Below are 26,656 nucleotides of genomic sequence, written 5' to 3' on the forward strand. Positions count from 1 at the left end.
TGTAGCCGGATTAACAAATTGTAAAAATGGAGGCAGACAACATAGATGGGAAGAAAGAACCCAGAAGACTTCCTGTGTGGGCATGTATCCCGCTGTTTATTGTGGTACTTTTCATATTTATTGGATTGTATGGGACACTGGTCAGCGGAGGCTTGTCGTTGGTTCTTGGAGTGGAGGCTCGTCATCCGGGAGTAGTAGGGTATATTTTCGTGGAGGCCAGTATGCTTTTGGCTGTTCTTACTGCTGCCGTAATCTTGCTTCGTCTCGAACGTCGTCCGTTTTCTGATTTGGGACTTTCTTTAAAAGGACATGCCAGTGGACTGTGGTATGGTCTTCTGATGGCAATCTTGCTCTATTTGCTGGGTTTCGGAATCTCTGTTGTTTTGGGAGAAATAGAAGTCACCGGTTTTCAGTTTAAGCCGTTGGATTTATTGGGGTCGTGGGTGTTTTTCCTGTTAGTGGCGTTGTTTGAAGAAATTCTGATGCGCGGCTATATCCTCGGACGTCTGCTTCATACCAATATGAATAAATTCCTGGCGCTCTTCATCTCATCGGCATTATTCGCGTTTATGCATATCTTTAATCCGGAAATAGCTTTCCTACCGATGCTTAATCTCTTACTTGCCGGTATGTTACTGGGTGCTTCCTATCTTTATACCCGGAATCTGTGTTTCCCTATCTCTCTTCATCTTTTCTGGAATTGGATTCAAGGTCCGATTCTAGGTTATCAGGTGAGCGGAAATAATTTCACGACGAGCATGCTGACTTTGCGTATGCCCGAAGAAAACGTACTGAATGGCGGAGCCTTCGGTTTTGAAGGCTCGCTCATTTGCACAGTACTTATGATTGTTTTTACGATTCTGATCGTGTGGTGGGGAGAAAAAAGGGAAGCAATCAGTCTTGCTGTACCCCGATCATACTAAGCTGAATCCGTTTCCGGTCATAATCTACATTCATCACTCTGACCATGACGTGTTGATGGATGGATACCACTTCCGTTGGATCGGAAATGAACCGTTCCGCTAATTGTGAGAGGTGCACCAGTCCGTTCTCCTTAATACCTATATCGACAAACGCCCCGAAATTGGTGATGTTGCCTACGATGCCCGGAAGAATCATTCCTTCGCGCAAATCGGCTATGGTGCGCACGTTCTTGTCGAATTCGAAGACTTTGATAGCCTTACGCGGGTCACGTCCCGGCTTGTCGAGTTCCTGCAGAATGTCCTGTAAGGTGGGCAGACCGACGGTAGGGGTGATGTAGGCGGAGATGTTAATCTTCCGGCGGAGTTCCTTGTCGGCTATCAGTTCGTCGATGGTACATTTCAGGTCTTTGGCCATTTGCTCTACGATGTGGTAGCTTTCCGGATGCACGGCGGTGTTGTCCAGCGGATTCTTGGCTCCGGGGATGCGGAGGAATCCGGCACACTGTTCGAAAGCCTTGGCACCCATGCGAGGAACTTTCATCAACTCTTTCCGCGAACTGAAAGCTCCATTTTCCGCCCGGTAGTTGACAATGTTTTGAGCCAGTTGCGGTCCCAGTCCGGAGATATAAGTCAATAGATGGCTGCTTGCCGTATTCAGGTTTACACCGACCAGGTTCACGCAATTCTCTACTGTCTGATCGAGCGCTTTTTTCAGTTTTGTCTGGTCTACATCGTGCTGGTATTGACCTACACCGATGGATTTAGGATCTATCTTCACCAATTCTGCCAACGGGTCCATCAGGCGGCGGCCGATGGAGACTGCTCCACGCACCGTTACGTCATAATCGGGAAACTCGTCGCGGGCAATCTTCGAAGCCGAATAAATGGAAGCTCCCTGTTCACTGACTACAAACACGGGTATCTGACGGTCGAAGCTCTGACTGTTGATGAAATCTTCTGTCTCACGGCTTGCCGTTCCGTTGCCGATGGAGATGGCTTCTATCTGATAGGCCTCAATCATCTTACGGAGTTTGGAAGCAGCTTCTCCTGTTTTGTTCACGGGAGGATGCGGATAGATATTCTCATTATGCAACAGATTGCCTTGTGCATCGAGGCAGACAACTTTACATCCCGTACGGAATCCGGGGTCGATGGCGAGCACCCGTTTTTGTCCCAATGGAGGGGCGAGAAGAAGTTGGCGGAGGTTCTCGGTGAATACCCGGATGGCTTCCTCGTCGGCTTTTTCTTTGGATTGAGCGGCAAATTCTGTTTCGATGGAAGGCTTGAGCAGACGCTTGTAGGCATCGACTGTGGCTTCGTCCACCTGCTGGCTACACTCGTTGTTGCCACGTACGAACTGACGTTCCAGGCGTTCGATACATGCCTCGTCGTCGGGATTGATGGATACTTTTAGCAGGCCTTCCGACTCTGCCCGGCGGATGGCCAACAGGCGGTGGGACGTGCAACGTTTCAGTGCTTCGGAGAAATCGAAATAATCCCGGTATTTTGCCGCTTCTTCCTCTTTTCCTTTCACTACTTTGGCACTAATCTCTGCCTGGCGGCTGAACTGATTACGTACCGCGTTGCGGGCACGTTCGTCCTCGTTCACTTGCTCTGCAATGATGTCACGGGCGCCTTTTAGGGCATCTTCCACATCTTTCACGTCTCCTTTCACGAAGGAGGCAGCCTTGGCACTAAGGTTGTTTTCCCTTTGCAACATCAGGATGGTGGCAAGCGGTTCCAACCCTTTCTGGCGGGCTACTTCAGCACGTGTCTTCCGCTTGGGTTTATAAGGAAGATAAATGTCTTCCAGTTCCGTCGGATTCCAGGTGTCGTTGATACGTTTCTCCAGTTCGGCAGTCAGTTTTCCCTGCTCGTTGATGGTGCCGAGAATCGTTTCTTTCCGTTTGGCTATGTCGCACAACTTATCGTGTTGCTCTTTGATTTGCTCTATCTGCACTTCATCCAGTCCGCCGGTGGCTTCTTTACGGTAACGACTGATGAAGGGAATCGTAGCACCTTCACCCAAAAGATGGAGTGTACTACTTATTTGTCTTTCCGGTATACCCAAAAAACCGGAAATCATCTTGTGAAATAATTCCATAATTTGTATTTTTTGAGAGTAAATGAGCGACAAAAATACATATAAATCTGCTAAACCCGACAAGTTTTACTATATTTGCAACTCAATTAATGAATTAACACATCAAAACTGCATAATTATGCTGGGACGTCTTGGATATCTTTTTATCTGTTTCCTTTGGCTTCTGCAGTCAACGGAAGTATTGGCTGTCTCTAAAGATAAGAAACCTATTCTGATTATTTGCTCTTATAATCCGGCAGCGCACCAAACCTCGGTCACTATTTCCGATTATATGGATGAATATAGTAAGTTGGGAGGACAGCGCGACATTATCATCGAAAACATGAATTGTAAAAGCTTCTCGGAGGCTCCGTTATGGAGCGCGATGATGACGCAGATTCTGGCTAAATATCAGGGAGAAAAGCATCCGGCACAAATTATCTTATTAGGACAGGAGGCATGGGCTGCCTATTTGTCGCAGAGGGATGAAATGCAGGTGAAAGTGCCGGTGATGTGCAGTCTGGTCAGTAGCAATGTGGTGATATTGCCGAAAGATACGGTGGAAAACCTTGATTGCTGGATGCCCGAATCTGTCGATATCTTTGAAGATCATTTGGATATTCCCGAACTGGAATCGGGATTTATCAATCAATATAATATAGAAGGTAATATCTCCATGATTCAAGCTTTCTATCCGAAAACGAAACATATTGCCTTTATCTCGGACAATACTTATGGTGGAGTGACCATGCAATCGTTGGTACGAAAAGAAATGAAGAAGTTCCCCGATCTGGATTTGATTTTGATGGACGGCCGGAGGCATTCTATTTATACCATCGTTGAGGAATTAAGACAGTTGCCCGAAAATACGGTTATTTTGGTGGGAACGTGGCGTGTGGATATGAACGAGGGGTATTTCATGCGAAATGCGACGTATGCCATGATGGAGGCTACTCCTACCATCCCAGCTTTTACTCCTTCATCGGTGAGCCTTGGCTATTGGGCGATAGGGGGAGTGCTGCCCGATTATCGGAAAGTGGGAGGAGAAATGGCTATGGAGTCCGTACGGATGGATCAGCACCCGGAGGATACGGGGAAGCATCTTTCGATCATTGGCTCTAAAGCGGTATTGGATAGCCGGAAGGTGAAAGAGTGGGGGCTGCACCCGAGTGTGTTGCCTTTTAAAGTGCAGCTTGTCAACCAACCGGTTTCGTTCTATCAGCAATATACTTATCAGATATGGTCTGCTTGTGCTTTGTTCGTGATTCTGGTACTTGGCTTATGTATCTCTCTTTTCTATTATTTCCGTACGAAACGTTTGAAAGACGAGCTTCTGAAATCGGAGAAGGATTTGCGTGTAGCGAAAGACAGGGCGGAAGAGTCTAATCGTCTGAAGAGTGCTTTCCTTGCCAATATGAGTCATGAGATACGGACGCCGTTGAACTCGATTGTCGGCTTTTCGGATGTACTGGCAATGGGCGGTAGCACGGAGGATGAACAGCAGTCTTATTATAAGATTATCAAAACCAATTCGGATTTGTTGCTTCGTCTGATTAATGATATTCTCGATCTTTCACGTCTGGAGGCGAACCGGGTGACTTTGACATGGGAGGAATGTGATGTGGTGCAGTTGTGTAGTCAGGTGGTTGCCTCTGTTAGTTTTTCACGGCAGTCATCGGACAACCAGTTCTTGTTTTCCACTTCTTTTGAAACTTTCCGGATGGTGACGGATGTGCAGCGTATGCAACAGGTAATCATTAATCTGCTGTCCAACGCGGACAAATTTACGAAACGCGGGAAGATTACTTTGGACTTTTCTGTGAATGAGGAAAAGCAAATGGCTATTTTCTCGGTAACGGATACCGGATGCGGTATCCCGAAAGAAAAACAGGGACTTGTGTTCGAGCGTTTTGAAAAGCTGAATGAGTACGCCCAGGGAACCGGATTGGGATTGTCTATCTGTAAATTGATTGTGCATAAATGGAGAGGAAGTATATGGATCGATCCTGACTATACCGGTGGGGCACGGTTCGTATTCTCGCATCCGCTAAATATAGAAAAAGAATGAAACGAATAGGATTTATTTATGGCTTGCTTTTCTGTCTCGTACTGTCTGTTGCGGCGCAGGAAAAGGTGGTGAAGCTGAAGATTGTGGAAACGAGTGACGTACATGGTAATTATTATCCTTACAATTTTATAACCCGCCACGAGTGGAAGGGTAGTCTGGCACGTATTTATTCTTTCGTGCAGAAAGAGCGTGAACAGTATAAAGAGAATCTGATATTGCTGGATAATGGTGATATTTTGCAGGGACAGCCTACTGCCTATTACTATAATTATATAGATACGGTGTCTCCTCATCTTTGTTCGGAAATGATGAATTTCATGAAATATGATGCCGGTAATATGGGGAACCATGATGTGGAAACGGGGCGTGCTGTGTTCGACCGTTGGATAGCCACTTGTGACTTCCCTGTGTTGGGTGCCAACATCATTGATACGTCTACGGGAAAGCCCCATCTGGCTCCTTATAAGGTGTTGGAACGTGATGGCGTGAAGATTGTGGTATTGGGTATGATTACTCCTGCCATCCCTGCATGGCTTTCTGAAAATCTGTGGAAAGGCTTGCGTTTCGACGATATGGAAGAGACGGCACGCAAATGGATGAAGATTATCCGTGAAAAAGAGAATCCGGATTTGGTGATCGGATTGTTTCATGCCGGACAGGAGGCTTTCAAAATGTCGGGTAAATACAATGAGAATGCTTCTCTCAATGTAGCGAAGAATGTGCCGGGATTCGATATTGTATTGATGGGACACGATCATGCCAGCGAATGTAAGAAGGTGATGAATGTAGCCGGAGATTCGGTGTTGATTATCGATCCGGCCAGCAATGGAATTGTATTGTCTAATGTCGATGTGACCTTGAAGCTGAAAGATGGAAAGGTGCAGAGCAAGGACATCAAAGGGGAGTTGACAGAAACGGAAGCTTACGGAATCAGCGAGGATTTCATGAAGCGTTTTGCTCCGCAATATGAGACGGTGCAGAAGTTTGTATCCAAGAAGATCGGTACTTTTACCGAGAGTATCTCTACTCATCCTGCTTTCTTCGGTCCTTCTGCTTTTATTGATTTGATACATACTTTACAGCTCGATATTACCGGAGCTGACATCTCTTTTGCCGCTCCGCTTTCGTTTGATGCGGAGATAAAGAAGGGGGATGTGTTTGTCAGTGATATGTTCAACTTGTATAAGTATGAGAATATGCTGTATGTGATGACGTTGTCCGGAAAGGAGATTAAGGATTTTCTGGAGATGTCTTATTATATGTGGACGAACCGGATGAAGTCACCGGAAGATCATCTGCTCTGGTTCAAGGAGAAACCGCGGGAAGGTGCGGAAGACAGGGCTTCTTTCCAGAACTTCAGTTTTAATTTCGATTCGGCTTCCGGCATTATTTATACGGTGGACGTGACTAAACCGCAGGGGGAAAAGATTACGATTACGAGCATGGCGGACGGTTCTCCTTTCCGTATGGATAAGATATATAAAGTGGCCTTAAATTCTTATCGTGGTAATGGTGGTGGAGAACTGTTGACGAAAGGATCGGGTATTCCGCAGGAGGAATTGAAGGACCGCATTATTTTCTCTACGGATAAAGATCTTCGTTTCTATTTGATGAATTATATCGAAAAGAAAGGTACGATGGACCCCAAAGCCCTGAATCAGTGGAAGTTTGTTCCGGAGAAATGGACAGTGCCGGCTGCCAAACGTGATTCTGAATATTTATTCCGGTCTGTTCAATAAGTAACTAAAAGTGTTCATTATGTCTGATAATACTCTTGAACGGCTTGTATATCTGATTAAATGCTGGTATATTTGTCGCAAAAAAGAGAGAGTATGTATATTCAAAATGTTCCAAAAGTAGGTATTTCTTCGGTAGTTCATTCTAAACATATAGATTCTGACAACATTGATGTTGTTGATAATGATATAGCGCTCTTCGACACGGAGAGCGTTATATCGTTGTATAATGGACCGACTAAACTGGAGGTGTTGACGGTAGGTCTTTGTCTGGAGGGTGCTGGTACTTTTAATATTAGTTTGCGTGAGTTTCAACTGTTTCCCGGATTAATGGTGATCGCACTGCCTAGCCAGATTGTTGAACAGCGGCGTTTCAGTTCTGATTTTAAAGGGATATTCTTTGCTGTGTCGAAAAACTTGTTGGAGGCGTTGCCTAAGATTGGTAATGTGCTTTCCTTATTCTTTTATCTGAAAGATTACCCGTGTTTCGATCTTACGCCGCAGGAGCAGGAGACTGTGAAGGAGTATCATGCATTTATCAGAAAGCAGTTGAGGAATAAGGAGGCTTTATATCGTAAAGAAGTGGTAATGGGCTTGATGCAAGGGTTCTTTTATGAGCTTTGTAATATCTTCACTAATCACGCGCCTGCCAATGCTACTACCATGAAGAATAAAAGCCGGAAAGAATATATCTTCGAACGTTTTTATGAGTCTTTGGTAGAGTCTTACCAGTCTGAACGGAGCGTAAAATTCTATGCTGACCAGTTGTGTCTGACGCCTAAACATCTTTCGGGGGTGGTGAAAGAGGTCAGCGGAAAAACGGTGGGAGAGTGGATCGACGAACTGGTGATTCTGGAGGCGAAAGCGCTTCTGAATTCTTCAAGCATGAATATTCAGGAAATTGCCGACCGGTTGAATTTTGCCAACCAGTCGTTCTTTGGAAAGTATTTCAAGCATTACACCGGCATGTCTCCTAAAGAATATCGGAAAAGTCGCTAAAATCATAAAACACCGGAGCGTACACGACTTAATGTCTCCGGTGTCATTAAAAGGTAAGAGGCGATGTGTGCCAGAGGTGCACGTTTGATGATTTCCGGATGTGTTTCGAGCAGGAGATTATAGCGTTCGCGGGCGGATTCAAAGCGCCAGGAGTCTGCTTTAATCTGTGACACAATCAAGGAGTATTCCAGTATCTTTTGGTAGAACATATTGATTTCCCAGTTCTCTTTTGCCAATTTTTGTATCATGTCGCGAGGGAACAGGTAGATGATGGAAGGCTCGAGGGTTTCCACGATCAGTCGGGTAGGTTCTTGTTTTAGAAAACTTTCAATGCACATCACGATACATCCTTCGTATGAGAAATGTTCGGTCACGTCTTTCCCGTTCTTGTAATAGTACTGCCTAAGCATCCCTTTGCCGACAAATACGATTTCATGAGCTACTTCTCCTTCATTCAGCGCTATTGCTCCTTTGGGAAATTCTTCACGAATCAGTATACTTTCTATCTGTCGTCTTCCTTCTATACTCATTTCCGGAAAGCGGGAATTTACAACAGCATTTACAGTCTCTCTTAATAATGTATCCATGTCTTTTCTGTCTTGATGTGTGCAAAAATACTAAAAACGGTTGACATAAATCAAGTGTGGTATAAAAAAGATGTATCTTTGTCCGCAAAATCAAGAGGTAAGATGATTATGAATAAGATAATAGGCTTGGCAGTGTTGCTGTTCTGTTTGAGTGGTTGTGTAAGGGATAATGATGCTATTTATTATCCGGTTGGCAACGTGGATGTGGAAAGAGGCGGTCCGGCTTTGGAGGCTGGAAAGGGTGATTTAATAGCCCGTAGTTACAATACCGAAGATTATGTACTGGACACGCTTGCACAATATCCGGGTGATCCGACGCTCGGTAAACTGACATTCATGGTCAGTCTGAAAAACCGGTTGGCAGATCAGGAGGTGAGTGGCTTTAATGGTGTCGGTCTATCCAAACTAACGATGAGTCTTGGATATAAAGACGGCAACTATCCGGCAGAAAGCCAGGTTCCTGTTTATACTTCGTCCGACGTGACTGCCAGTTATGCCATTAAACTCCGTTTAAAGGGAGAATTGACTTTAACAGGAGACGAATGGATGATTGACTATATTTATGCTCAATTAGCGGGTTTATTCCAGCCTTATCCCCCTACGTCTTTCCCGGAAGTGTTTATGTGTAAAGGGGGTGAGCAATCGTATGCTACGTTCGATTCTTTTCGTAGAACCTGGACGTTTGATATTACTTATGATCGTTCCAACCTTTCTTTCAGCCAACTGTATTTCAATCTGTTTGTGAATCTGGCAGGACAGAAAAGGGAGGATAGAGTCCGGTTGAGGATTGATAAGGAATCTTATTTCGAGATCTATAAAGAAAAAAGAGGAAATGTAGTTAAACTGCATTTCCTCTTTTTCTTTGGTAGTGGGTACGAGAATCGAACTCGTATTACATGCGTGAGAGGCGTTTTTGTACACCATCTAAAACGCTTATAACTAATATCTTATAATATTTATAAAATCCATTTGCACCGAATTTGCATTAAAAAACGGTACTCATGCCCTTTCTTATAAATATCACCTCTTATATTTCATCTTTATCAAAGAACGTTTTCAATACAAAGTTAATCAATCAATCAGAAATAGCAAATATTATTTGTTTGAATTTAAGCTATCTGTTTCTAGTTTATCCGGCTAATAGTAAAAGTACTATTATGACAGATGAAGAACTAAGAGCATTTTGCTTAAAGCAAGCTATTCAAATCATTACTCACAAAGAACAGCCTCGAACCATGGGCTTTCAAAATACAGATAGTATATACTTATTTGAACTTACTGAAATCCTTTTAGAGTATATCAAAACAGGAAAACAAAATTATGTACCCGTTTACTTGAACTACTTCAAATAATCTTTTATTTCACGCTCTTCTGGGATATACCCCAGTTCTTTATTTTTCTTCAAAAGAATATTGGCAAGTTTAAAATAATCAGTAGGTGTTTCCGACCACTCCGAAAGAACATCTATTAGATTTTCCATATCTGTTGTTGTAGCCATACGAGAATCCGCTTCACGAGTGCCGTACGTGATGCCTGATAATTCTTTATGTGCAAGTAAAATGCAAATTAACTCTCTAATAGTTTTACTTATATCATTATCTTTTGGTAAAAAATCACCAAGAAATTTTTGAATATTTTGATAATAAAGGGTATATGATCTTTTAGGATCCTGTAGTGGTATATCTAATATTTCGCTTATTGCATTGGGGTTCTTTACTTGTCCGAACAAATCTTCTTGTGTTTGATTATTTGCTTCAATAATTTTATCTGCAGCACTGATTAGATCTTCTAATTTTTTCTTTGGTAATTCCATAATGTTAATTTATTTAGATTGCTCTTTTAAATAATTCAGTTTTCATTTTCTCAATAGCATTTTCTAATGATCTTTTTTCCACTGCATCGAATAGTATATTTCGTGTAGCAATATCAGAAGATATTAAATTATCACCATTGTTATATTTAGCAAATTCTTGAGCTTTTAATCTTCCATTTGGCAAAGACTCTAAATAGACTCCGTATATTATTGATGGAGATATATTTAATTCTTTTGCTAAAAGATGTACTTTAAATGGGAATGATATAATTTTCCGGAGTTTACTTTGTACAGAAGGATTAACCAAAACATCTAAAGCAAACTGATCCGCTCTATTCTCATTTAATAATAATTCAGGTGTTTCAGAGTTAGAAAGATGATAATCCATGCTTTCAAGCATCTCAAAATCATTTATTACATGATATAATTCATGTAATAAGTTAATCCAAAGTTTATGATACTGCTTATTCATATCTGTAATTATGATACATGGCTTCCCATTTAATATCATCGTTACACCGAAAGATTTAGTTCCAGATACATAAGATTGTGTTAACACGGTGATACCTAATTGAAATAGTACCAAAACAAATCTTTTGTAACCGTTAACTTCGTCTTGCGTAAACTCTGATGCTCGCTTTAGAAGTTGGAATAATAAGTCTTTATCATAGTCATTTGGATTATCTATTTTAGAAAATGAACTAATAGCACATTTGAGCCAAAATGTAGTCATTTTAGCCTCCTTTTCTTGTAAGATTTTCTTTTTTGACTTACTAAATAAAGTTGGCATTAATGATGTGTCGTCGTACTCATATATAGAAGAAAAACCGAAAAAGTCACAAATACATTGTTCGTATTCATCAATTTTCGCTCTGCTTTTGATTATTCCTATTTTTTTTAATGTTGGAACATCAAAGTTTTGCATTATATATGATAGCTTCTCAAATTTGTCCAATGAAGATGCTTCATCTATATTTATATCTTTGCAATATGCAGAAACTAATTGGCTTTCGGTTAAGTCTAATAGCTTCATTAAACGAATTGCTTGCATAAATTTTAATTCAGCTTTCCCTTCTAGGAATTTAGATAGCGTTTCTTTATGGATCCCTATTTCATCGGCAATAGATGATTCAATAATTTCATTCTCTTGAATAAATTTAGCAAGCATCTCCCTAAGCGAGACATCAATGGGGGCTTGGGAAGTGTTTATTTTACTTATATACATAATTCATCGACATTTTTATGCAAATATAGCTATTTTGAATAGAATAACTAATATTTCACTGACATTTTTGTCGATGAAATAAAATGAGATACTTTTTTCTATTTTATTTTTAATATAAAATGGTATGTTTAAGATAATGGTTTGAAGATGTTTATATTGGGACTCTACGAATTAAAATGCTTAATCTCCGACGCCGTAAAGTCGCCCTCATGTGAAGCGCCTCCACCTGTATAGCAACTATACTTTCCGTCCTGTGTAATCTCTTTGATCCGCATTTGCTTATTCGTCTTTATCTCTACGACCAATTCGCCTATACTAAATTCGGTCGGTTGAGCAGGCGATACGTTTTTCTTTGGATCGGTCGAGGAAAGATACTTTTCTTTGATTTCTCTAATGTCGTTCGTCATTCCCCAGATTTTGAAGAATAGAATGATTTGAAGTACGGCGAATAATACCGCGATAAGTCCGAAAAATGTTCCCATGATATTTTGTTTTAAGTTGTAAATAATATACTACCTCTATTTTAAGCTACCTATTAGATTCTTATTGGTATAAGATAAAACACTGTTATGACACGACAAATAAAGATAGTATCAAATATAAAATTAGTGCAAGAAAGAAAAGACCAAAGCAAATATATGAACCTTTTTCGCAGATTAGGAACAATCTTTTCCCATCGGGCATTGTGGGTCTCATCTTCCGATGATACTTTACAGATTCTCCTAGCTCTTTTGCGTAGTTCTCGAAATGAGTACGCTTTTCAAATACTACGCCGTACAAACTTACTCCACCTAATAGGAGTACAAGTACAAGCAATAGAACTGCCAACAGAAAGCAAATACGAATACAAATTGGGTCTGTTTGCTTCACGGGGTTCAAAGCCGCTAGGACTCCTAATAGCGTGGCGGCTATCATTAGAAGATGAGAAAGCCAGTCTTTTAATGATGTATTAACCGCATCAAGTTTATTTAAAACAGATTCGTAAACTTTTCCATAATAACAGAGTTCTTCATCTTCACTATTGAATTGCTCGTGTGGTTCTATTTTTGCTTCCATGATGTTTGTTTTTAGTGGTTGATGATGTTTGTTTATTGGGCGGGGATTATTAGTTATTTTTTATATAAACCGTTCCGTAGCACTTCTTTTCGCTTCCGCTTATTTTAAATACCACTTCCCGACTACCGCCGTTTTCTGTAATTTCCTTATGAATCTTTTCGTTACTGACTCCTCTAAAATCTTTGGGAATATACCCGACTAACTTATTATCGCCGTCTCTGTATATACCGACTGCAAATTCATCTTTAGGGTTGTTTGTTTCGGCTATCGCTTTGCCTTTGAATATACCGAAATCTTTAGGTGTAACTCCATGATAGTACATTCCTACCATTTCATAGTAAAAGTATCCGGATGGCGGGAATTCTATTTCTCCCGACGGTATTTCGGTCTTGGGTTGATTTTGGTTATTAGATGATTCTTTGGGATTTGTCATTGCAATTTTTATTGCTAACATTATAACGGCTGCTACTACTATGATTAATACTACTTCCATGATGTTTTGTTTTTAGTGGTTTATAATCCTTTCGCTGTGTACAAAGTTGGTTCGAATGTTGGTAATAGCGTCCGTGTTTCTATTGAGTCTAGTGCTATATCAAATTCATGTCCGTTAATTTCGAAATTTAACTCTTTAATATGAGTCCTTATTTCTGGTGAATTAAAGTTAGAGAATTTTGTTTTATATACATACCTTTTGTCTATCATTTCTCCGGTTGGTTTAAGTTTGCAAATCGATCTATTACTAAACTCCCAATCACCCATAAAAGAGCCTCTACCAAACTTAATAGGGTATGTAATTGAAACCCCGCAATATAGATCATACAGCGAGTCGCTATACATCTTTATCTCGTTTTTATTGATTACGTATTCAATATACTTGTATTTATAATCCTTATTTGACTCTGCTTTTAATACAAATCCGCTATCTGTTTTTGCAAAATAACACATAGGCTGTTTTAGCTTCGTGTAATTAAGGCTTTTAAAATTCTTATTATTTTTTTGATTGCAGCTTGCTAAAATAATTAGTATACCAAACAATATAAATAGTCGCTTCATGTTGTTTTGTTTTTAATGACTTATAATATATTCTTGATTGACAAAATATTCTCCACAATAAAAAGATGAATAATTTCCCGTTTTGGCAAATCTATATCGTCATAATCCGGATTCTCGCTACGAAGCAGGATTAAATTATCCGCATCTTTAGGATGCCTACGAACTCTTTTTATAAGCCTGTATTCATTCGTTATGATTAAATACACCTGTCCGTAGTTGAAATAATCCCAACTCTCAATCTTTCTAATTACTACCCTGTCGCCCGAAGCGATTAGCGGTAACATACTATCGCCCGTGGCGAATATAATCTTTGAATCCGAGTTTATCTCCGGTGCGTCTATACTTCCTATCACTTTTTCGTCTGTAAATTCTATATCTCTACCACTTAGCCCGCATGTTGCGTCTATGTCGTAGATTAGTGCTCCTTTTCGTTTTGTTTCGCTTATTGCAGATTCGGAAATCTCGATTGTTTTTTGTTCTCGCTCTGCATTTTTAATCATTTCGCCATTGCCAGTAACAAGCCATTCGATATTTAACTCTGGATATTTTGTATGTATCCTTAGTATTCTATCAGAGCCTAGTGTTTTTACATTGCTAAAATACCCTCTAGCCACACCTATATTCACCTCAAAAGCGGTTTGCCCTATTCCTAAATACTCCCTGAATAGTTTTATTCTGTCTACAATCTCCATGATTAATGAGTATAATAATTAATAAATGTTATTTCAATGAGAATAATAATTAGAAAATTTGCTTAATTAGTATACTCATTATATCTTTGTCGCATCAAAGTTAATCAATCAATCAAGAACTAACAAATAAAAGTATAGAATTATGAAAGCAGGAATGATCGGAGACGTAGAATTTAAAAAAACAGGAAGCGAAACAGTATGTTGTGTTAGCTTGATTAATACAACAGCCGGACAAAGATTCTTAGCGTGTACACTTTCTAGTAGCAAGACTTTCAAAACGTTCAAAGGCGCGGAGAAGTTTATGAACTCATTCGGTTATCAGAAGATTTAATATTAATCCGTAGCCCTTTGGGGCTACATAATAAATACGATTATGAAAGCAACTAGCACTTTAACCAGAAAGACAGCCTTAGAGATATTAATCGAAAGCCGTGATAAGAGCATCATTAATGCGTTAATTGCGAAAAAAGAAATAGCATTAGAAGAGGCTGTTAATAATGCAGAATGGTATGCAAGTCTCGGGCTTGACGGAATGGCAGATAATGAAGTAGCAAGGCAAGAAAAATTAATAAGAGATATAGAGCGATTGAAAGTAGCTATTTAATATTAATCCGTAGCCCTTTGGGGCTACATAACACGATACACGACAATGAGACGAAAAAGAAACGAATTAACTGCCCTTTTAAGGGGGATGCAGCCCGGGGAAACAATGACCTTCCCTCGTTCTAAAAGAAATTCGGTTAGACCGACCTGTACAAATCTAAAATATGACGAAGGTCTACTGTTTACGACGGAAACCGATAAAGATAATCTAATTGTTACACGATTGAATAATGAACAATGGGACGAACTAGAGTAACCGGAAAAGTTGAGCCAATAGTAAAGAGGTGGCTTAGTAAAGATGAAGCAAAATCCTATATAGGATGCTCGGATGATTTTTTGAGAACGTTACGGGAAAAAGCTCTCATTTCTTTTTCTCAATTTGGAAAAATGATCTGGTATGATTTATCGAGTATAGATAGATTCATACAGAGTAATAAGGTAATATAAAGCTAAACACCATGCTAACACTAAAACAAAGCCCCGCCGCTATTATCTTAATGCTTTCAGCGTGCAGCCTCGCAGAAGGCGAGCCGGAGCCGGGCAAATTAATCATCGCACTATTGATCGTATTTATCACGGTTGTCTATGTGCTAGTCTGTAACTATCTAAACGTGAAACGACATGGCGGCGAATCCTCAATGTATCGGTAATTGCCGAATTTGTACGGTTCTTGGCGCGTGTCCTTCTGATACTCTAGTTTGCGAAGATTGCGGCGAAGAGATCGAACCGGGCGAAGAGATAGAATTAGAGGTCGAAACGTACGAACGCGGCAGATATGGCACAAAGATAATAACGGTTTGCGCTCGCTGTTATGAGTCGCTTTATCAGGGTGAATCGGATAATTTTAATAATGACTTTTTAAAATCAAAACAAAATGAATGAACTTTATTGGATTGAAAGGCTAGATGCTGTAAATGTAACTTTTGTAATTATACTTATAGTTGCACTTGTATGGTTGGTTTATGTATTTATCGAATCGAATGTCGAATCTTATAGTGAAAAAGAATGTATCGACAAAGGGATATATAAAGCGAAAAAAGTATCCTATGTTATTATTGCAATTTCTCTTTTAATATTGATTTTTACCCCTACAACAAAAGAGATGTATCGCATTATAGGTATTGGAGAAACGATAAACTATTTGCGTCAAAACGAAGCATCAAAGGAATTGCCGGATAAATGTATCAAAGCGCTTGATCTTTTTTTGGATAAGATTACAGGAGATAATAAAGAAACGAATAGTAATAACACAACACGATAATGACACATTGGAAAACTCAATTTAATTATGACTACCTAGGCGCTTACAGCCTACCGGATGGGAAAGATATAATTCTCACCATACGGGAAACGAAAAAAGAACAGGTAGTCGGTACATCTGGAAAGAAAGAAGAATGTTTCGTCGCTTATTTTTTCGAGAATGTAAAACCGATGATTCTCAACCGGACGAACTGCAAGACTATGACGAAGCTATTTAAAAATCCGAATTTTGAAGAATGGGTAAACAAGCAAATTCAAATCGGTTCGGTAATGGTTGACGCTTTCGGCGAAAAGGTTGATTCGCTCCGTATTCGTCCATTCATTCCGAAAGTAGAAAACTCATTGCCTACGGTTGAAACCGGATCGGCAATCTGGAAAAATATCCTCGACGGTCTGGCGGGCGGTTTTACGGTCGCGCAAGTCCAGACGAAATATAAACTAACTAAAGAACAAATCAAAGAATTAGTAGCACATGAAATCAAGTGAACAAAAAGAAATCGAATGGAAGGAAAAGAGACGGGGCAAAATAACCGCCTCTACGCTTCCCGATCTGATGAAAGCGGGCAAAGGTTGTCCCTTTGGCAAAGCCGCGTTAGACGCGATGTATTTAGTACGGTACGAGCGTAGAACCGGGACGATGCGAGAAAACGGAAGTAACAAGGCGTTTGATTGGGGACATGAAAACGAACCGCTAGCGGTCGAATGGGTACGAAGCCAGTTAATGAACGAGATCAAGTCGTGTACAACCGATTTTAAGGACATTGTTTTCAATGAACCGTTTGAAGGATTCAGAGATTCACCGGATTTCTATGTGTACGGATTTGACGGGAAAGTTATCGCTCTGGGTGAGATCAAGTGCCCGATGTCGCAAGGAAAGATCGAATCGCTGCAGTTCGGAAATACCATCGACGAAAAAGACGAATATTATTGGCAATTCCTCGGACACTTTTTAGGTCGCCCGGACGTAGACAAATTGTATTACGTCATTTATGACGGCTATACAAATGAAGGTCGAATACTTGAAATGAATCGAGCCGATCACGCGGATAATATAAAGAAACTCTATGATCGAATCCGGTTGGCTAGCGAGATGATAGACGAATCTATCCGTTCCGGTCTGGACTTGCTTGATTGTGTCGATAAGGCAAAAGAGGTTTTAAAATTAAAGATGCAGATCGAGGCGTTAAAGCCGGAAGCAAAAAACAGTGTTCCGGTTAAGAATCAGATTTATAAGATACGGAAGGAATTAAAGAAACTGACGAAGAAAGTACCGTCACAACACTAACACAACACGATTAATCACATTTTTATAAACACTTTAATAAACACGAAATTATGAGTAGTAAGAACAAAGAAGAAATTTTAGATTGCATTCCTCTTTTGCATCCTTATTCTATGGATGAAATTTATACTATGCTAAAAAGACATGGGTGTAAAATTTCACATGAAGAAACTTATAATCTTGTTGAAAAAAATCTATATAAAATCAGAGATAAATATGTTAGAATGACAGAATATCGCTCATTTGGTAATTCTACATCTATAGAAAATATTAAAATGTCCAATGGATGCCTAACGTGTACGCTGACAGAGGTTAGCACATTAGAACAAAAGATTGTAGACAAAATAAAATTCGCAGAGAAATATAATATTCCTTATGAGGGTTTGATCGAATTAATTAAAGAAATGAATTTATTATGAACACTTGGTTTTTATGTAAAATCCGTTACGAGAAGGTAATGGAGAACGGGATGCAAAAGAAGGTAACTGAACCGTATTTAGTCGATGCACTAAGTTTTACCGAAGCAGAAGCGCGAATAATCGAAGAAGTAACGCCGTTTATCTCCGGTGAGTTCACAGTGTCCGACATTTCCCGCGCACATTATAGCGAGATATTTACGAGCGAAGAGGATTCCGCCGATAAATGGTTTGCCGGGCGACTCGCTTTCACTACGCTTGATGAGAAAAGCGGCAAGGAGAAACGGACTTATACAAATGTACTTATACAAGCCGCAGACATTCACGACGCAATGAAGAAACTCGACGAAGGTATGAAAGGAACGATGGCGGATTATTCTTCGATCTTGCTTAAAGAAACGGCGATTGTAGATGTTTATCCGTATGAAGTTAAACAGGAAAACTACGAATTTAAACACGACAAGTAACAGCGCGCCGGGTGAAAGTCCCGGCAATCGGATAAGTGGCGGAATTGGAAACGCCTAATTATGTAAGGTTGATCGCCAGACATTCTGTTTAACGGTGCGGCTCTTGAAGTATCATTCCCGGTTCGAATCCGGGCTTATCCACTATTCACAAACCAATTAAAATGACATGACAAAGTATAACAATGTAAAGATAGACGGATACGACTCTAAAAAGGAGTATCGACGCGCTAAGGAGTTGAAACTACTCGAAAAGAAGGGAATTATAACCGGACTTCAAGAACAAGTTAAATTCGAGCTTATTTCGCCTCAATGTCATTTCTACGAAGTGCAAGGAGCGTGGAAGATGCTACGCAAAAAGGAACTGATCGAACGAGGCGTTTACTATATTGCCGATTTCGTCTATTATCGAAATGGTGAGTATATCGTCGAAGATACTAAAGGAGTTCGGACAAAGGAGTATATAATCAAACGTAAGCTCATGCTTTACATTCATGGAATTAAAATAAAGGAGGTATAAGAATGGCAAAGAAAACATCACAAAAGCAAGTAAAACACGATTGTCGAACGTGTCGCAATGGAGGAAGAGAGAATAATTTTATTTGCTATTGTTCCGTTCTGAAAGTGGGACGGGCGATCGGGATAAGGATTTGTAGTTATTATGTCGCTCGATAGACTTTATAAGTGTGATGAATATAGACGGATATACGCTAACCGAAAAGATGCGAAAAGCGCGACGACGTTTCAGATTTACCGCCACCGAACAAGCCCTATTTTACGAATTAGTGGCTATTTGTAACGGCGAAGATTGGAGGGACGTTTTCGATTGCTCGAACATTGAACTTTGTTTTGCGCTTAACGTGAATGAGAAAACACTAATAAAAGCCCGTGAGTCTTTAATAAATGCAGGATTGATTTATTATAAATCTGGCAAGAACAAACGTATTATAAGCTCTTATTCTTTCGTGAAGGAATTTAAAACTACTGTAACTACTACTGTAAATTTTACAGCCAATCAGACAGCCAATAAGGGAGTCAATCAGACAGCCAATGATACAGTAGATAAGGGAGCCAATGATACAGGGGATAGTACAGACTATAATAAACTAAAACAGAAACCAAACAGAAATATACTCTCTAAAGTCTCTCATGGAGATTTTGATTTTATATCTGACGAGTTTTTAGAAGCGTTTTCGCTCTGGCTTGAATATAAGAAAGACAGGCGGCAAAATTACAAATCGGAAAAGTCACTAAAAGCGTGTTATAACAAACTGGTTAAATTGAGCAAGAATGATCCGGTGATTGCGGAGCAAATCGTAAATGAATCGATTGCTAATAATTGGTCGGGGTTATTCGAACTAAAAAACGATAAATGCGAATATGGAAACAAGAAGCAAACAGACCCTGCCGATAGCGGCGATACTATCATACGGACTACCGTACTATGACGAGCCGATAGAATCAGGGAAACGCCCGGAATGGTTTAAAGCGTGTTGCAAATATGTTTGTCCTAACTTCAAGATAGACGATTCGAATAGAAACATAATGAACCAACTGTTTTTGTATACTGAAGGACGATCCGAGAAGCTAGATTCAAATAAAGGGCTATTGTTACGAGGTGACATCGGTACAGGAAAAAGTACTATCATGCAGATTCTAAACCGATATAGTTATTTCACACGCGGCAAAGCAAAGGGCGGCTATCCGATCGGTGGCTTTAGGATTGATTCGGCTTCCTGTATTGCAAACGGCTTTTCAATGCGCGGAAAGGATGCACTAGAATTGTATACTTACAACAACGGTACTCCGCGAATGATCTGTTTTGATGAACTAGGACGCGAGCCAATCCCGGCAAAGTATTTCGGTACTGAACTAAACGTGATGCAGTATATTTTCCAATGTCGGTACGAGTTGAGACATGAGGCAATAACTCATGTTACAACGAACTTAACGATTAAGGAAATACAGCGTATTTACGGCGCGTATATCGCGGATCGAATAAATGAAATGTTTAACGTCTTGGACTTGAACGGAGCTAGTAGAAGATAATTAATACAACGAAACCATGCGAAGCAGAAAAAAGAAACTTGTGTACTTTAAAAAGATTCCGGTTCGCGTCGATCTGGAACAATGGCAAAGGCTCGATAAGATTCGCGCTGACTACCATTTCAAAAGCACATACGAGATTATGCAGTACATTTTAGGCTGCTTTCTCCGGGTTGCTGATCCGATGCCAGGCGATGATGATGAAGAAGTACTACCGGACGAAATCAAAGAAATGTTCTACGATCTATCACAGGCGGAACGACATTTCGAGTATGTAAAACCAAAACGAAAACTACCACAACACAAGGTAGACGAAATGAACGGACAAAAACGATTAGAAGGATTTTAATATGGTTAAAAAACTATCAAACACAAATTATTTGCACGATGTATCAGCAGACCCCGTCGCGGCAAATGAACGGAATCGGAAGTATATCGACCGATTTGTTTCAGAGAATTATAACGGCTTAGTTGCCAAGTTTTCACCCTTAGACGGTACGATAAATTCAAGTGCTTTCGGAGCACTCGACAAATTAAACTCTACGATTATCTCGCTCTATACTGATCCGAATTTACACTTTACGGATTGGGAGCAGGCGAAACAATATCTATCGAACAAGTTCACGGAAAAGGCGATTCGCGTTTCGGTAAAGAAGCCTGTAAAGAGTGAGGATGGAGAAAACGAGGATGAAAGTTAAATAAAAGATTAATATGTCCTCGAAAATGAGGACATATTTGAAATGTATATACTATTCGTAGAAATGAGGAGTAAATCGCATACTATTCGAATCTGTTTCTTCAGTAATATTATGTGTGTTTTTATAATTTATAATAGCTGCATCAATGTGTCCCATTAATATTTCATGATTGTATTTATGGTTGTTCCATAAATCTTCTGTTAAATAGTCAGATTCAAAGTCGAATTTGTATTCTTTATTATTCACTTTGATAGATACTCCAATTTTGGTTTTCATAATAAATATTTTTTTAAGTTATAGCGCAAATATACAAATTATTCAATAATGAACCAAGCACAAAATCAATCAAAGTATTATTATTCCCCTCGTTTTCGTCACTTCAATATCTATCGTCGCGATCCAGATGGAGACACAAAGGTAGATGATGCGGCAACGCAGGAAGAGGCGAAACGGAAAGTCTACGAGTTAAACGGGTGGAATTACAAACCTAAAAACAACACGGTAAAATGAGTAAAGTAAAACAGTACATCGAACAAGCCACTAACGAGCGCATCCGCTCGCGTGGCTTAATCCGAAAAGTCGCTATCGAAGCGGCTCGGATACAGAGAGACGAAACGAGGCGGCAAGCTATCGAAGTGTATAAACAAATGTGTCCGTCTAAGAACTGCAAAGGTTGTGCGAGTCGGATACATAAACAGGAAACACAATTGACTCGATGCGACGGGAATTGTGCCCGGATTAGGTTACTTATTAACGGATTAGACCGGATCGAAACGTTATGTATATAATTAGGCGTATTCAATGCAAATCGGGCGATGTGTCCGAGACGCATTTAGTTGAGATAGAAACGGACGACATCGAGGCGACACGAAAGGAGTTGCACGATTGTTATCAATGTGATAAGATTCTTTTTAATTATGACGAACAATGAGTAGAAACCCGCATTACATTAAGATGATTAACTCCAACAAATGGAAATTACTCCGCGCTAAGAAGCTACAAAGCAATCCGGTTTGTGAAGTGTGCGAAGCGAACAATCGCAGTACACTTGCAACCGAAGTACATCACACCGTCCCGGTTGAGTCCGTGTCGCATGAACTCGGAATGAGACAACTAATGTTTGATTATAACAATCTGCAAAGCCTCTGCCATTCGTGCCACTCTGATGCGCATCGACGTGCTTTCAGTCATTCGAAAGAGGCGATACAGGCGAATAATAAGCGAGCTACGGAACGGTTTGCAGATAAGTTTTTGAAAATATAATCTTATTTTTTTACTAAGTAGATTATTGTTAATCTACTTAGTAAAATTTTTGAGTTATAATTTGTTCTAGTTCATTTATATTTTTAACGCTCTCTATTGCTTTAAAATCTTCTTCTTCTAAATCTTTTGCATTTCTTGATATTGCTGTTTCTGTACTTCCGCCAATAAATATTTCATTCCTTACATTATCCGTATATTCATTACTAATACTAATATATTTTAGATTAGGATATATTCTTACAGCATCTTTTATAACCTTTTTTATTGTTTCAATATCAATGTCAGCTCCTATCCAAATAGCTTTACTATTTTCGTCAGTTGATGGTTCTTCGGAAAAACCTGAATATATGTCTATATTGTTATATCCTTTTTTTCTAAATGCTTTTGCCATATTTGAGGCAGTTGGAACATCAGCCAATCTAATACGGACGCTATTTTCTGAATTTGCTTTTTGGGGTGCATTCGTACTTGATATAGCAACAAAGCATGTACCGTCTGTCTTTTTTGTATTAGATTGTTTTCTTTCTACAATTTCTATTTTACGATTTTTATCATAAAACTGCCTCATGATTACGTAGTTTTCTTCATTTGAAAAATCCGATGGAGCGTATAGGACATTAGATTTAAACCAAAGAGTTACAAAAAAAAGAACTACCAATATTGTTGGAAAGCCTATTAAGAAATATATGAATATCCCTTGAAGTTCTTTGTCAATAAATGGAGTGATTATTGTTCCACTAACTTCCGCTATTCCAGCAAAAATGGCTATAATAGTTAAAGGGTTTTTTACATGATTTATTTTTTCTGTCATAATATTCATTCTTTGTTGATACAAATATAAATAAAAAATATTTATTATATTAGAGAGAGGGGGCTTTTTTTATTTTTTAACGCGATACGCTAAACCCATCTCACCTCATGTTTACACGCGCGAGCAATTTTCGAAACGAGGGGGTGCGCGTTGGGGGTGTACTTTTTTTATCCATCTTCCGAGCTACCAAATACTTGCGAACTTTTCATATATGCAAAAACGCATATAAAAATGAGTGATTTAGACGATATAAAAGAAAAGATTCGCGCCGCGATGAACTCGCAAGGAACATATACATCTGATTTGGATTTGTGTATAACTCTTTGTGCGGGCTCTTACATTGCGTTTAAAATCGCTCTCAATGACATAGCAAAGAAGAAACGTTCGTTTGTTACGGAAGTTTCTCGCGAAGGAAATAAGAAGCTCGTAGCGCATCCGGCTTTCAAAGTTTTATTTGATGCGCTCGAAGTTACTCGTAAGCAGTTGCGGGAACTTGGTTTGACACTACAAACTTTGTCCTCGTCTGACGATGACGAGGTAAACGACTTAATAAACGAGGTAGACAAGATAGATCGCGATGGAGAAGGAGACTAGAGATAAACTGATAGCATTAAAGCAGTCGGTTATCTCCGATCTGCATAATATCGACGTCGATTCGTATAAACTAGAAGCGGCAGACGAACGATTAAATCTTTATGTAAAGGGCTGCATAAATAACCCGGACGCGCACAACCTTTATGAGTTATTAGCCGTTTCCCGCTTCTTTTCGTTCTTAGATAAATACGAGTTTCGGATCAAGGAAGTAAAGAAGTTCGTCACGTTCTATGAGCGTTTGAAGTTTTCCGGCACAAAGGGAAAAACTAGATACAAGCTGACTCCGATACAAGTGTTTCAGTTCTCTAACATTCTCGCGTTTTACAAGCCCGGAACAAACAAACGTTTGATTCGCGAAGCTCTTCTATTCGTTCCGCGTAAATTCAGTAAGACAACAAGCGTAGCGAGTCTTTCAATTAACGATTTATTGTTCGGTGATGCGAACGCACAAACATACGTTGCTGCAAACTCATATAATCAGGCGAAAGTTTGTTTTGATGAAATACGTAATATTTTAAAGTCTCTCGATCCGAAGTTTAGACACTTCAAAATTAATCGAGAAATCATATATAACCACATAAAGGGAAAAACCTCTTTTGCCCGTTGCCTTGCCTCTAATCCGGATAAATTAGACGGACTTAACGCAAGCATGGTAATAGTAGACGAGTATTCGCAAGCCGATAGCGCCGCGTTGAAGAATGTATTAACTTCCTCAATGGGCGCACGGCTCAACCCTTTAACCGTAGTTATAACTACCGCATCCGATAAAGAAACGGCTCCGTTTGTGGAGATGTTGAAAATGTACAAAGCAATCCTACGCGGTGAGATTGAAAATGATTCCATATTTGCACACATCTTTGAGCCAGACGTAGACGACGAGGAAGGCGATCCGGCAACGTGGCGTAAAGTGCAACCACACATGGGCATAACTGTTTATGAAGATTTCTATATCGACGCATACCAGAAGGCTTTATATAGCGCACCGGACGCGCTAGAGTTTCGGACAAAGTTACTTAATGTGTTTGCGGTTGATTCGACAACAAAATGGATTGAAGCAAAGCAGATCGAGGAACGGTTTAAAGATATTAAAATAGAGAATATCGGTACTTATCCGTTAACAATGGCGGCGGTCGATTTATCCGTTCGAGACGACTTTTCTACGGTTACTTATAATATCTATTCGAAAGAAAGCGGTTCTTTTCATTCACATACGGATTACTATTTTCCAGAAGGAGCTTTGAAAGATCATCCGAATCGGGAACTTTACGAAGGTTGGGCGAAAGCGGGCTATTTAATTCTTTGTGACGGTGATATTATCGACTATCAGCAAATAGTAAACGATATACTTGCACGTGCAAAGTATCTACAAATTATGGGAGTTGGCTATGATCCTTATAAATCGGCTGAATTTGTGAATCTTCTTACTTATTCCGTAGGCGGTGCGAGTGAATATATTAAGCCTGTTAAACAGACATACGGAACGTTTACAAGCCCTATTGAATCTTTTGAACTTGCTTTGTATCGGAGTAAGCTCACCTTTAGCCCTAATCCGATTACGCCATACTGTTTTAGTAATGCGGTATTAGACGAAGATCGGAACATGAATAAGAAGCCAGTCAAGAAAACGCATAACGCGAAGATTGATTCGACTATAACAAACCTAATGACATTCTACTTATTTAATAACATGGAGGTATAATGAAACTATCTTTTAATTTTGAATTGGGACGTTCAAAGACGCAAAAACGCGCCTTAAATGCAGAGATGAGCACAACGGATAAAGATGCGGCGATAAACTCCCGATTACCATCGTTACCCGGTCAGCCAATAGATGTGCATAACAGTAATCAAGCAATGAAACTTTCAGCCGCATATAGATGTACTTCTATTCTTTCGGGGACTATCGCGTCTTTACCGCTTATAATTAAACGGAAAAAAGATGGATATTTCTCACCAGACGAGGAAAACGATTTATATACGATATTAACCCGTATGCCTAACCGACGAATGAATAGTTTTGAAATGGTTAGGAATATGGTTGTTCAAATCGTAAATCAAGGAAACGCCTACATCGTTATCCGTCGAAAGTTCGGTAGTGTCAGCGAGCTTGTATTATGCGCAAATAATACAGTAACCTATGACAAATTGAATGATGTTTATATTATTTCTGATCCATATAACCGGATATATGGGCGTTTTGAATCCTACGAAATAATCCATCTTAAAAATAATAGTTTGGACGGGGGATATACAGGAGTAAGCACAATAATGTACGCTAGCCGTATCTTTTCCATAGCCGCGAGTGCAGATAATCAGAATTTACGAACCTTTCAGAATGGAAGTAAAATAAAGGGGCTTGTTTCCGGTGCAAAAGAGATAAATAAAGGGTTGCCCGGTGCAGGTATGACGGATATTCAACTTTCTACGGTTGGAGATCGCATAGAGGAACAACTAAACACAGGAAGAGACATTATTTCAGTTCCCGGCGATGTTGGATTTCATCAACTTTCTATAAATCCGGTTGATGCGCAGTTATTGGAAACAAAGAAATTCAGTATTCTTGATATATGTAGATTTTACGGAGTTCACCCAGATAAAGTATTTGCCGGACAATCTACTAATTACAAAGCTTCTGAAATGAGCAATGTTTCTTTTTTAACTGATACACTGCAACCAATATTGAAACAAATCGAGGCTGAATTTAATTACAAGCTGATTCCTAATTCAGTCGCTCACTTATATAGTATTTCATTTGATTTGTCATGCTTATATCAAACCGATTTAACGACACAAGCAAGCTATTATAAAGCTTTGGAAGAAATGGGAGCTCATTCCCCGAATGATACTCGTAGGGCTTTAGGAAAACCGCCCGTTGAAGGAGGCGACAAAGTGTTTATCTCCTGCAACGTTCAACCAATCGAGGCGGCTAGTCAAAAAGTAGAGCTACCCAAAAACGAAGAAACAAACATATAGTAAAATGACAT

The 26,656-nt window shown here is 39.7% G+C and carries 36 protein-coding genes and 1 pseudogene; 26 read left to right on the plus strand and 11 right to left on the minus strand.

The genetic code is table 11. The annotated features are described in order from the left end of the window. Positions 1 to 26: 26 nt before the first annotated feature. Positions 27 to 923 carry a CPBP family intramembrane glutamic endopeptidase gene (locus NQ505_RS15725; protein ID WP_008999262.1) on the plus strand — a complete coding sequence of 299 codons (897 nt, stop codon included), beginning with the start codon at positions 27 to 29 and terminating at the stop codon, positions 921 to 923. On the opposite strand, the gene NQ505_RS15730 is transcribed toward NQ505_RS15725, so the two are convergent. After that, on the minus strand, positions 895 to 3,027 hold the full coding sequence (locus tag NQ505_RS15730; protein WP_008999263.1) for a Tex family protein: 2,133 nt from the start codon (positions 3,025 to 3,027) through the stop codon (positions 895 to 897). The two genes, NQ505_RS15725 and NQ505_RS15730, sit on opposite strands and share 29 nt — an antisense overlap. A 118-nt stretch (positions 3,028 to 3,145) precedes the next feature. Here NQ505_RS15730 and NQ505_RS15735 point away from each other — a divergent pair, with 118 nt between their 5' ends. The 3 genes from NQ505_RS15735 (at position 3,146) to NQ505_RS15745 (ending at position 7,809) form a co-directional block, all read left to right on the plus strand. Then, the gene (locus tag NQ505_RS15735; RefSeq protein WP_008999264.1) at positions 3,146 to 5,074 is read left to right on the plus strand and encodes a sensor histidine kinase; all 1,929 of its coding nucleotides are present in this window, start codon (positions 3,146 to 3,148) and stop codon (positions 5,072 to 5,074) included. Then, positions 5,071 to 6,813, plus strand: a complete 1,743-nt coding sequence (locus NQ505_RS15740; protein ID WP_008999265.1) for a bifunctional metallophosphatase/5'-nucleotidase — start codon at positions 5,071 to 5,073, stop codon at positions 6,811 to 6,813. Before NQ505_RS15735 ends, NQ505_RS15740 begins: the two co-directional genes overlap by 4 nt. Positions 6,814 to 6,906: 93 nt before the next feature. Further along, positions 6,907 to 7,809, plus strand: a complete 903-nt coding sequence (locus tag NQ505_RS15745; protein ID WP_032853561.1) for a helix-turn-helix domain-containing protein — start codon at positions 6,907 to 6,909, stop codon at positions 7,807 to 7,809. 2 nt (positions 7,810 to 7,811) lie between these two features. Here NQ505_RS15745 and NQ505_RS15750 read toward each other — a convergent pair whose 3' ends face one another. Continuing rightward, positions 7,812 to 8,396, minus strand: coding sequence for a Crp/Fnr family transcriptional regulator (locus NQ505_RS15750; protein ID WP_008999267.1), 585 nt, complete (start codon positions 8,394 to 8,396; stop codon positions 7,812 to 7,814). Between the two features lie 15 nt (positions 8,397 to 8,411). On the opposite strand from NQ505_RS15750, the gene NQ505_RS15755 reads away from it, so the two are divergent. Both NQ505_RS15755 and NQ505_RS15760 read left to right on the plus strand, forming a co-directional pair. Continuing rightward, complete coding sequence (locus NQ505_RS15755; protein WP_369748248.1) at positions 8,412 to 9,335, plus strand: DUF3845 domain-containing protein; 924 nt, start codon at positions 8,412 to 8,414, stop codon at positions 9,333 to 9,335. 218 nt (positions 9,336 to 9,553) lie between these two features. After that, a complete protein-coding gene (locus tag NQ505_RS15760; RefSeq protein ID WP_149958443.1) occupies positions 9,554 to 9,748 on the plus strand; it encodes a hypothetical protein in 195 nt (64 codons plus the stop codon). Here NQ505_RS15760 and NQ505_RS15765 read toward each other — a convergent pair. The 7 genes from NQ505_RS15765 to NQ505_RS15795 form a co-directional block, all read right to left on the minus strand. Next, positions 9,736 to 10,209 (minus strand): hypothetical protein, encoded by a 474-nt coding sequence (locus tag NQ505_RS15765; RefSeq protein WP_008999270.1) that lies wholly within the window; start codon positions 10,207 to 10,209, stop codon positions 9,736 to 9,738. The two genes, NQ505_RS15760 and NQ505_RS15765, sit on opposite strands and share 13 nt — an antisense overlap. A 13-nt stretch (positions 10,210 to 10,222) precedes the next feature. Further along, on the minus strand, positions 10,223 to 11,434 hold the full coding sequence (locus NQ505_RS15770; protein WP_008999271.1) for an ImmA/IrrE family metallo-endopeptidase: 1,212 nt from the start codon (positions 11,432 to 11,434) through the stop codon (positions 10,223 to 10,225). Between the two features lie 164 nt (positions 11,435 to 11,598). Continuing rightward, positions 11,599 to 11,916, minus strand: a complete 318-nt coding sequence (locus NQ505_RS15775) for a hypothetical protein (RefSeq protein ID WP_175353636.1) — start codon at positions 11,914 to 11,916, stop codon at positions 11,599 to 11,601. Positions 11,917 to 12,001: 85 nt separating this feature from the next. Next, positions 12,002 to 12,490 carry a hypothetical protein gene (locus tag NQ505_RS15780; protein ID WP_008999273.1) on the minus strand — a complete coding sequence of 163 codons (489 nt, stop codon included), beginning with the start codon at positions 12,488 to 12,490 and terminating at the stop codon, positions 12,002 to 12,004. A gap of 49 nt (positions 12,491 to 12,539) precedes the next feature. Next, on the minus strand, positions 12,540 to 12,983 hold the full coding sequence (locus NQ505_RS15785) for a hypothetical protein (protein ID WP_008999274.1): 444 nt from the start codon (positions 12,981 to 12,983) through the stop codon (positions 12,540 to 12,542). 20 nt (positions 12,984 to 13,003) lie between these two features. Beyond that, positions 13,004 to 13,543 carry a lipoprotein gene (locus NQ505_RS15790; protein ID WP_008999275.1) on the minus strand — a complete coding sequence of 180 codons (540 nt, stop codon included), beginning with the start codon at positions 13,541 to 13,543 and terminating at the stop codon, positions 13,004 to 13,006. A 20-nt stretch (positions 13,544 to 13,563) separates the two neighbouring features. After that, entirely contained in the window at positions 13,564 to 14,235 is a 672-nt protein-coding gene (locus NQ505_RS15795) for a helix-turn-helix transcriptional regulator (RefSeq protein ID WP_008999276.1), read from the minus strand. Between the two features lie 142 nt (positions 14,236 to 14,377). Here NQ505_RS15795 and NQ505_RS15800 point away from each other — a divergent pair, with 142 nt between their 5' ends. The 13 genes and pseudogenes from NQ505_RS15800 to NQ505_RS15860 all read left to right on the plus strand — a co-directional run bounded on the left by NQ505_RS15800 (position 14,378) and on the right by NQ505_RS15860 (position 21,004). Continuing rightward, positions 14,378 to 14,566 (plus strand): hypothetical protein, encoded by a 189-nt coding sequence (locus NQ505_RS15800; RefSeq protein ID WP_008999277.1) that lies wholly within the window; start codon positions 14,378 to 14,380, stop codon positions 14,564 to 14,566. A gap of 42 nt (positions 14,567 to 14,608) precedes the next feature. Next, entirely contained in the window at positions 14,609 to 14,839 is a 231-nt protein-coding gene (locus NQ505_RS15805) for a hypothetical protein (protein WP_008999278.1), read from the plus strand. An 873-nt stretch (positions 14,840 to 15,712) separates the two neighbouring features. Then, entirely contained in the window at positions 15,713 to 16,099 is a 387-nt protein-coding gene (locus NQ505_RS15810; RefSeq protein ID WP_004326869.1) for a hypothetical protein, read from the plus strand. Beyond that, positions 16,099 to 16,584, plus strand: a complete 486-nt coding sequence (locus NQ505_RS15815) for a hypothetical protein (RefSeq protein ID WP_008999283.1) — start codon at positions 16,099 to 16,101, stop codon at positions 16,582 to 16,584. The genes NQ505_RS15810 and NQ505_RS15815 overlap by 1 nt, the downstream gene beginning before the upstream one ends. Further along, complete coding sequence (locus tag NQ505_RS15820; RefSeq protein WP_008999284.1) at positions 16,571 to 17,383, plus strand: YqaJ viral recombinase family protein; 813 nt, start codon at positions 16,571 to 16,573, stop codon at positions 17,381 to 17,383. The genes NQ505_RS15815 and NQ505_RS15820 overlap by 14 nt, the downstream gene beginning before the upstream one ends. 50 nt (positions 17,384 to 17,433) lie before the next feature. Continuing rightward, entirely contained in the window at positions 17,434 to 17,799 is a 366-nt protein-coding gene (locus NQ505_RS15825; RefSeq protein WP_008999285.1) for a hypothetical protein, read from the plus strand. After that, positions 17,793 to 18,263, plus strand: a complete 471-nt coding sequence (locus tag NQ505_RS15830; protein WP_032853562.1) for a DUF4494 domain-containing protein — start codon at positions 17,793 to 17,795, stop codon at positions 18,261 to 18,263. The genes NQ505_RS15825 and NQ505_RS15830 overlap by 7 nt, the downstream gene beginning before the upstream one ends. Positions 18,264 to 18,292: 29 nt before the next feature. Continuing rightward, a pseudogene (locus NQ505_RS15835) lies at positions 18,293 to 18,404 on the plus strand. A gap of 25 nt (positions 18,405 to 18,429) precedes the next feature. Next, positions 18,430 to 18,780, plus strand: coding sequence for a DUF1064 domain-containing protein (locus tag NQ505_RS15840; protein ID WP_008999287.1), 351 nt, complete (start codon positions 18,430 to 18,432; stop codon positions 18,778 to 18,780). 169 nt (positions 18,781 to 18,949) lie between these two features. Further along, entirely contained in the window at positions 18,950 to 19,708 is a 759-nt protein-coding gene (locus NQ505_RS15845) for a helix-turn-helix domain-containing protein (protein ID WP_008999288.1), read from the plus strand. Beyond that, complete coding sequence (locus NQ505_RS15850; RefSeq protein ID WP_229086253.1) at positions 19,641 to 20,309, plus strand: hypothetical protein; 669 nt, start codon at positions 19,641 to 19,643, stop codon at positions 20,307 to 20,309. Before NQ505_RS15845 ends, NQ505_RS15850 begins: the two co-directional genes overlap by 68 nt. Positions 20,310 to 20,325: 16 nt before the next feature. Further along, positions 20,326 to 20,655: a hypothetical protein gene (locus tag NQ505_RS15855; RefSeq protein ID WP_004310948.1), complete on the plus strand. Its 330-nt coding sequence runs from the start codon at positions 20,326 to 20,328 to the stop codon at positions 20,653 to 20,655. A gap of 1 nt (position 20,656) precedes the next feature. Then, a complete protein-coding gene (locus tag NQ505_RS15860; RefSeq protein WP_008999290.1) occupies positions 20,657 to 21,004 on the plus strand; it encodes a hypothetical protein in 348 nt (115 codons plus the stop codon). A 51-nt stretch (positions 21,005 to 21,055) separates the two neighbouring features. On the opposite strand, the gene NQ505_RS15865 is transcribed toward NQ505_RS15860, so the two are convergent. Next, the gene (locus tag NQ505_RS15865) at positions 21,056 to 21,280 is read right to left on the minus strand and encodes a hypothetical protein (RefSeq protein ID WP_008999291.1); all 225 of its coding nucleotides are present in this window, start codon (positions 21,278 to 21,280) and stop codon (positions 21,056 to 21,058) included. A gap of 48 nt (positions 21,281 to 21,328) precedes the next feature. On the opposite strand from NQ505_RS15865, the gene NQ505_RS15870 reads away from it, so the two are divergent. From NQ505_RS15870 to NQ505_RS15885, 4 genes are read left to right on the plus strand one after another with little or no spacing between them, the layout of a single operon-like run. Further along, positions 21,329 to 21,514: a hypothetical protein gene (locus NQ505_RS15870; protein WP_008999292.1), complete on the plus strand. Its 186-nt coding sequence runs from the start codon at positions 21,329 to 21,331 to the stop codon at positions 21,512 to 21,514. Beyond that, on the plus strand, positions 21,511 to 21,792 hold the full coding sequence (locus NQ505_RS15875; RefSeq protein ID WP_008999293.1) for a hypothetical protein: 282 nt from the start codon (positions 21,511 to 21,513) through the stop codon (positions 21,790 to 21,792). The genes NQ505_RS15870 and NQ505_RS15875 overlap by 4 nt, the downstream gene beginning before the upstream one ends. Next, entirely contained in the window at positions 21,783 to 21,935 is a 153-nt protein-coding gene (locus tag NQ505_RS15880; RefSeq protein ID WP_153260288.1) for a hypothetical protein, read from the plus strand. Before NQ505_RS15875 ends, NQ505_RS15880 begins: the two co-directional genes overlap by 10 nt. After that, positions 21,932 to 22,267 (plus strand): HNH endonuclease signature motif containing protein, encoded by a 336-nt coding sequence (locus NQ505_RS15885; RefSeq protein ID WP_008999294.1) that lies wholly within the window; start codon positions 21,932 to 21,934, stop codon positions 22,265 to 22,267. Before NQ505_RS15880 ends, NQ505_RS15885 begins: the two co-directional genes overlap by 4 nt. 37 nt (positions 22,268 to 22,304) lie before the next feature. On the opposite strand, the gene NQ505_RS15890 is transcribed toward NQ505_RS15885, so the two are convergent. Beyond that, entirely contained in the window at positions 22,305 to 23,078 is a 774-nt protein-coding gene (locus NQ505_RS15890) for a hypothetical protein (protein WP_008999295.1), read from the minus strand. Positions 23,079 to 23,309: 231 nt separating this feature from the next. Between NQ505_RS15890 and NQ505_RS15895 the strand changes: the two genes are divergently transcribed. Genes NQ505_RS15895 through NQ505_RS15905 form a run of 3 tightly spaced genes read left to right on the plus strand, consistent with a single transcriptional unit; the run spans position 23,310 to position 26,645 of the window. After that, positions 23,310 to 23,672, plus strand: a complete 363-nt coding sequence (locus NQ505_RS15895; protein ID WP_032853564.1) for a hypothetical protein — start codon at positions 23,310 to 23,312, stop codon at positions 23,670 to 23,672. Further along, complete coding sequence (locus NQ505_RS15900) at positions 23,656 to 25,371, plus strand: terminase TerL endonuclease subunit (protein ID WP_008999297.1); 1,716 nt, start codon at positions 23,656 to 23,658, stop codon at positions 25,369 to 25,371. Before NQ505_RS15895 ends, NQ505_RS15900 begins: the two co-directional genes overlap by 17 nt. After that, positions 25,371 to 26,645 carry a phage portal protein gene (locus NQ505_RS15905; protein ID WP_008999298.1) on the plus strand — a complete coding sequence of 425 codons (1,275 nt, stop codon included), beginning with the start codon at positions 25,371 to 25,373 and terminating at the stop codon, positions 26,643 to 26,645. Before NQ505_RS15900 ends, NQ505_RS15905 begins: the two co-directional genes overlap by 1 nt. Positions 26,646 to 26,656 lie beyond the last annotated feature (11 nt).

This window comes from Bacteroides sp. D2 (assembly GCF_025147085.1).
Taxonomy (GTDB): Bacteria; Bacteroidota; Bacteroidia; order Bacteroidales; family Bacteroidaceae; genus Bacteroides.

Coding starts and splice junctions, on each gene's coding strand:
- NQ505_RS15860 (WP_008999290.1), top strand. CDS start 20,657: ATGGTTAAAAAACTATCAAACACAAATTATTTGCACGATGTATCAGCA.
- NQ505_RS15900 (WP_008999297.1), top strand. CDS start 23,656: ATGGAGAAGGAGACTAGAGATAAACTGATAGCATTAAAGCAGTCGGTT.
- NQ505_RS15815 (WP_008999283.1), top strand. CDS start 16,099: ATGACACATTGGAAAACTCAATTTAATTATGACTACCTAGGCGCTTAC.
- NQ505_RS15855 (WP_004310948.1), top strand. CDS start 20,326: ATGCGAAGCAGAAAAAAGAAACTTGTGTACTTTAAAAAGATTCCGGTT.
- NQ505_RS15895 (WP_032853564.1), top strand. CDS start 23,310: ATGAGTGATTTAGACGATATAAAAGAAAAGATTCGCGCCGCGATGAAC.
- NQ505_RS15890 (WP_008999295.1), bottom strand. CDS start 23,078: ATGACAGAAAAAATAAATCATGTAAAAAACCCTTTAACTATTATAGCC.
- NQ505_RS15770 (WP_008999271.1), bottom strand. CDS start 11,434: ATGTATATAAGTAAAATAAACACTTCCCAAGCCCCCATTGATGTCTCG.
- NQ505_RS15810 (WP_004326869.1), top strand. CDS start 15,713: ATGAATGAACTTTATTGGATTGAAAGGCTAGATGCTGTAAATGTAACT.
- NQ505_RS15740 (WP_008999265.1), top strand. CDS start 5,071: ATGAAACGAATAGGATTTATTTATGGCTTGCTTTTCTGTCTCGTACTG.
- NQ505_RS15865 (WP_008999291.1), bottom strand. CDS start 21,280: ATGAAAACCAAAATTGGAGTATCTATCAAAGTGAATAATAAAGAATAC.
- NQ505_RS15845 (WP_008999288.1), top strand. CDS start 18,950: ATGAATATAGACGGATATACGCTAACCGAAAAGATGCGAAAAGCGCGA.
- NQ505_RS15885 (WP_008999294.1), top strand. CDS start 21,932: ATGAGTAGAAACCCGCATTACATTAAGATGATTAACTCCAACAAATGG.
- NQ505_RS15745 (WP_032853561.1), top strand. CDS start 6,907: ATGTATATTCAAAATGTTCCAAAAGTAGGTATTTCTTCGGTAGTTCAT.
- NQ505_RS15725 (WP_008999262.1), top strand. CDS start 27: ATGGAGGCAGACAACATAGATGGGAAGAAAGAACCCAGAAGACTTCCT.
- NQ505_RS15755 (WP_369748248.1), top strand. CDS start 8,412: ATGTGTGCAAAAATACTAAAAACGGTTGACATAAATCAAGTGTGGTAT.
- NQ505_RS15765 (WP_008999270.1), bottom strand. CDS start 10,209: ATGGAATTACCAAAGAAAAAATTAGAAGATCTAATCAGTGCTGCAGAT.
- NQ505_RS15790 (WP_008999275.1), bottom strand. CDS start 13,543: ATGAAGCGACTATTTATATTGTTTGGTATACTAATTATTTTAGCAAGC.
- NQ505_RS15760 (WP_149958443.1), top strand. CDS start 9,554: ATGACAGATGAAGAACTAAGAGCATTTTGCTTAAAGCAAGCTATTCAA.
- NQ505_RS15795 (WP_008999276.1), bottom strand. CDS start 14,235: ATGGAGATTGTAGACAGAATAAAACTATTCAGGGAGTATTTAGGAATA.
- NQ505_RS15785 (WP_008999274.1), bottom strand. CDS start 12,983: ATGGAAGTAGTATTAATCATAGTAGTAGCAGCCGTTATAATGTTAGCA.
- NQ505_RS15730 (WP_008999263.1), bottom strand. CDS start 3,027: ATGGAATTATTTCACAAGATGATTTCCGGTTTTTTGGGTATACCGGAA.
- NQ505_RS15800 (WP_008999277.1), top strand. CDS start 14,378: ATGAAAGCAGGAATGATCGGAGACGTAGAATTTAAAAAAACAGGAAGC.
- NQ505_RS15840 (WP_008999287.1), top strand. CDS start 18,430: ATGACAAAGTATAACAATGTAAAGATAGACGGATACGACTCTAAAAAG.
- NQ505_RS15850 (WP_229086253.1), top strand. CDS start 19,641: ATGGAAACAAGAAGCAAACAGACCCTGCCGATAGCGGCGATACTATCA.
- NQ505_RS15735 (WP_008999264.1), top strand. CDS start 3,146: ATGCTGGGACGTCTTGGATATCTTTTTATCTGTTTCCTTTGGCTTCTG.
- NQ505_RS15805 (WP_008999278.1), top strand. CDS start 14,609: ATGAAAGCAACTAGCACTTTAACCAGAAAGACAGCCTTAGAGATATTA.
- NQ505_RS15880 (WP_153260288.1), top strand. CDS start 21,783: ATGTATATAATTAGGCGTATTCAATGCAAATCGGGCGATGTGTCCGAG.
- NQ505_RS15870 (WP_008999292.1), top strand. CDS start 21,329: ATGAACCAAGCACAAAATCAATCAAAGTATTATTATTCCCCTCGTTTT.
- NQ505_RS15775 (WP_175353636.1), bottom strand. CDS start 11,916: ATGGGAACATTTTTCGGACTTATCGCGGTATTATTCGCCGTACTTCAA.
- NQ505_RS15780 (WP_008999273.1), bottom strand. CDS start 12,490: ATGGAAGCAAAAATAGAACCACACGAGCAATTCAATAGTGAAGATGAA.
- NQ505_RS15750 (WP_008999267.1), bottom strand. CDS start 8,396: ATGGATACATTATTAAGAGAGACTGTAAATGCTGTTGTAAATTCCCGC.
- NQ505_RS15905 (WP_008999298.1), top strand. CDS start 25,371: ATGAAACTATCTTTTAATTTTGAATTGGGACGTTCAAAGACGCAAAAA.
- NQ505_RS15875 (WP_008999293.1), top strand. CDS start 21,511: ATGAGTAAAGTAAAACAGTACATCGAACAAGCCACTAACGAGCGCATC.
- NQ505_RS15825 (WP_008999285.1), top strand. CDS start 17,434: ATGAGTAGTAAGAACAAAGAAGAAATTTTAGATTGCATTCCTCTTTTG.
- NQ505_RS15820 (WP_008999284.1), top strand. CDS start 16,571: ATGAAATCAAGTGAACAAAAAGAAATCGAATGGAAGGAAAAGAGACGG.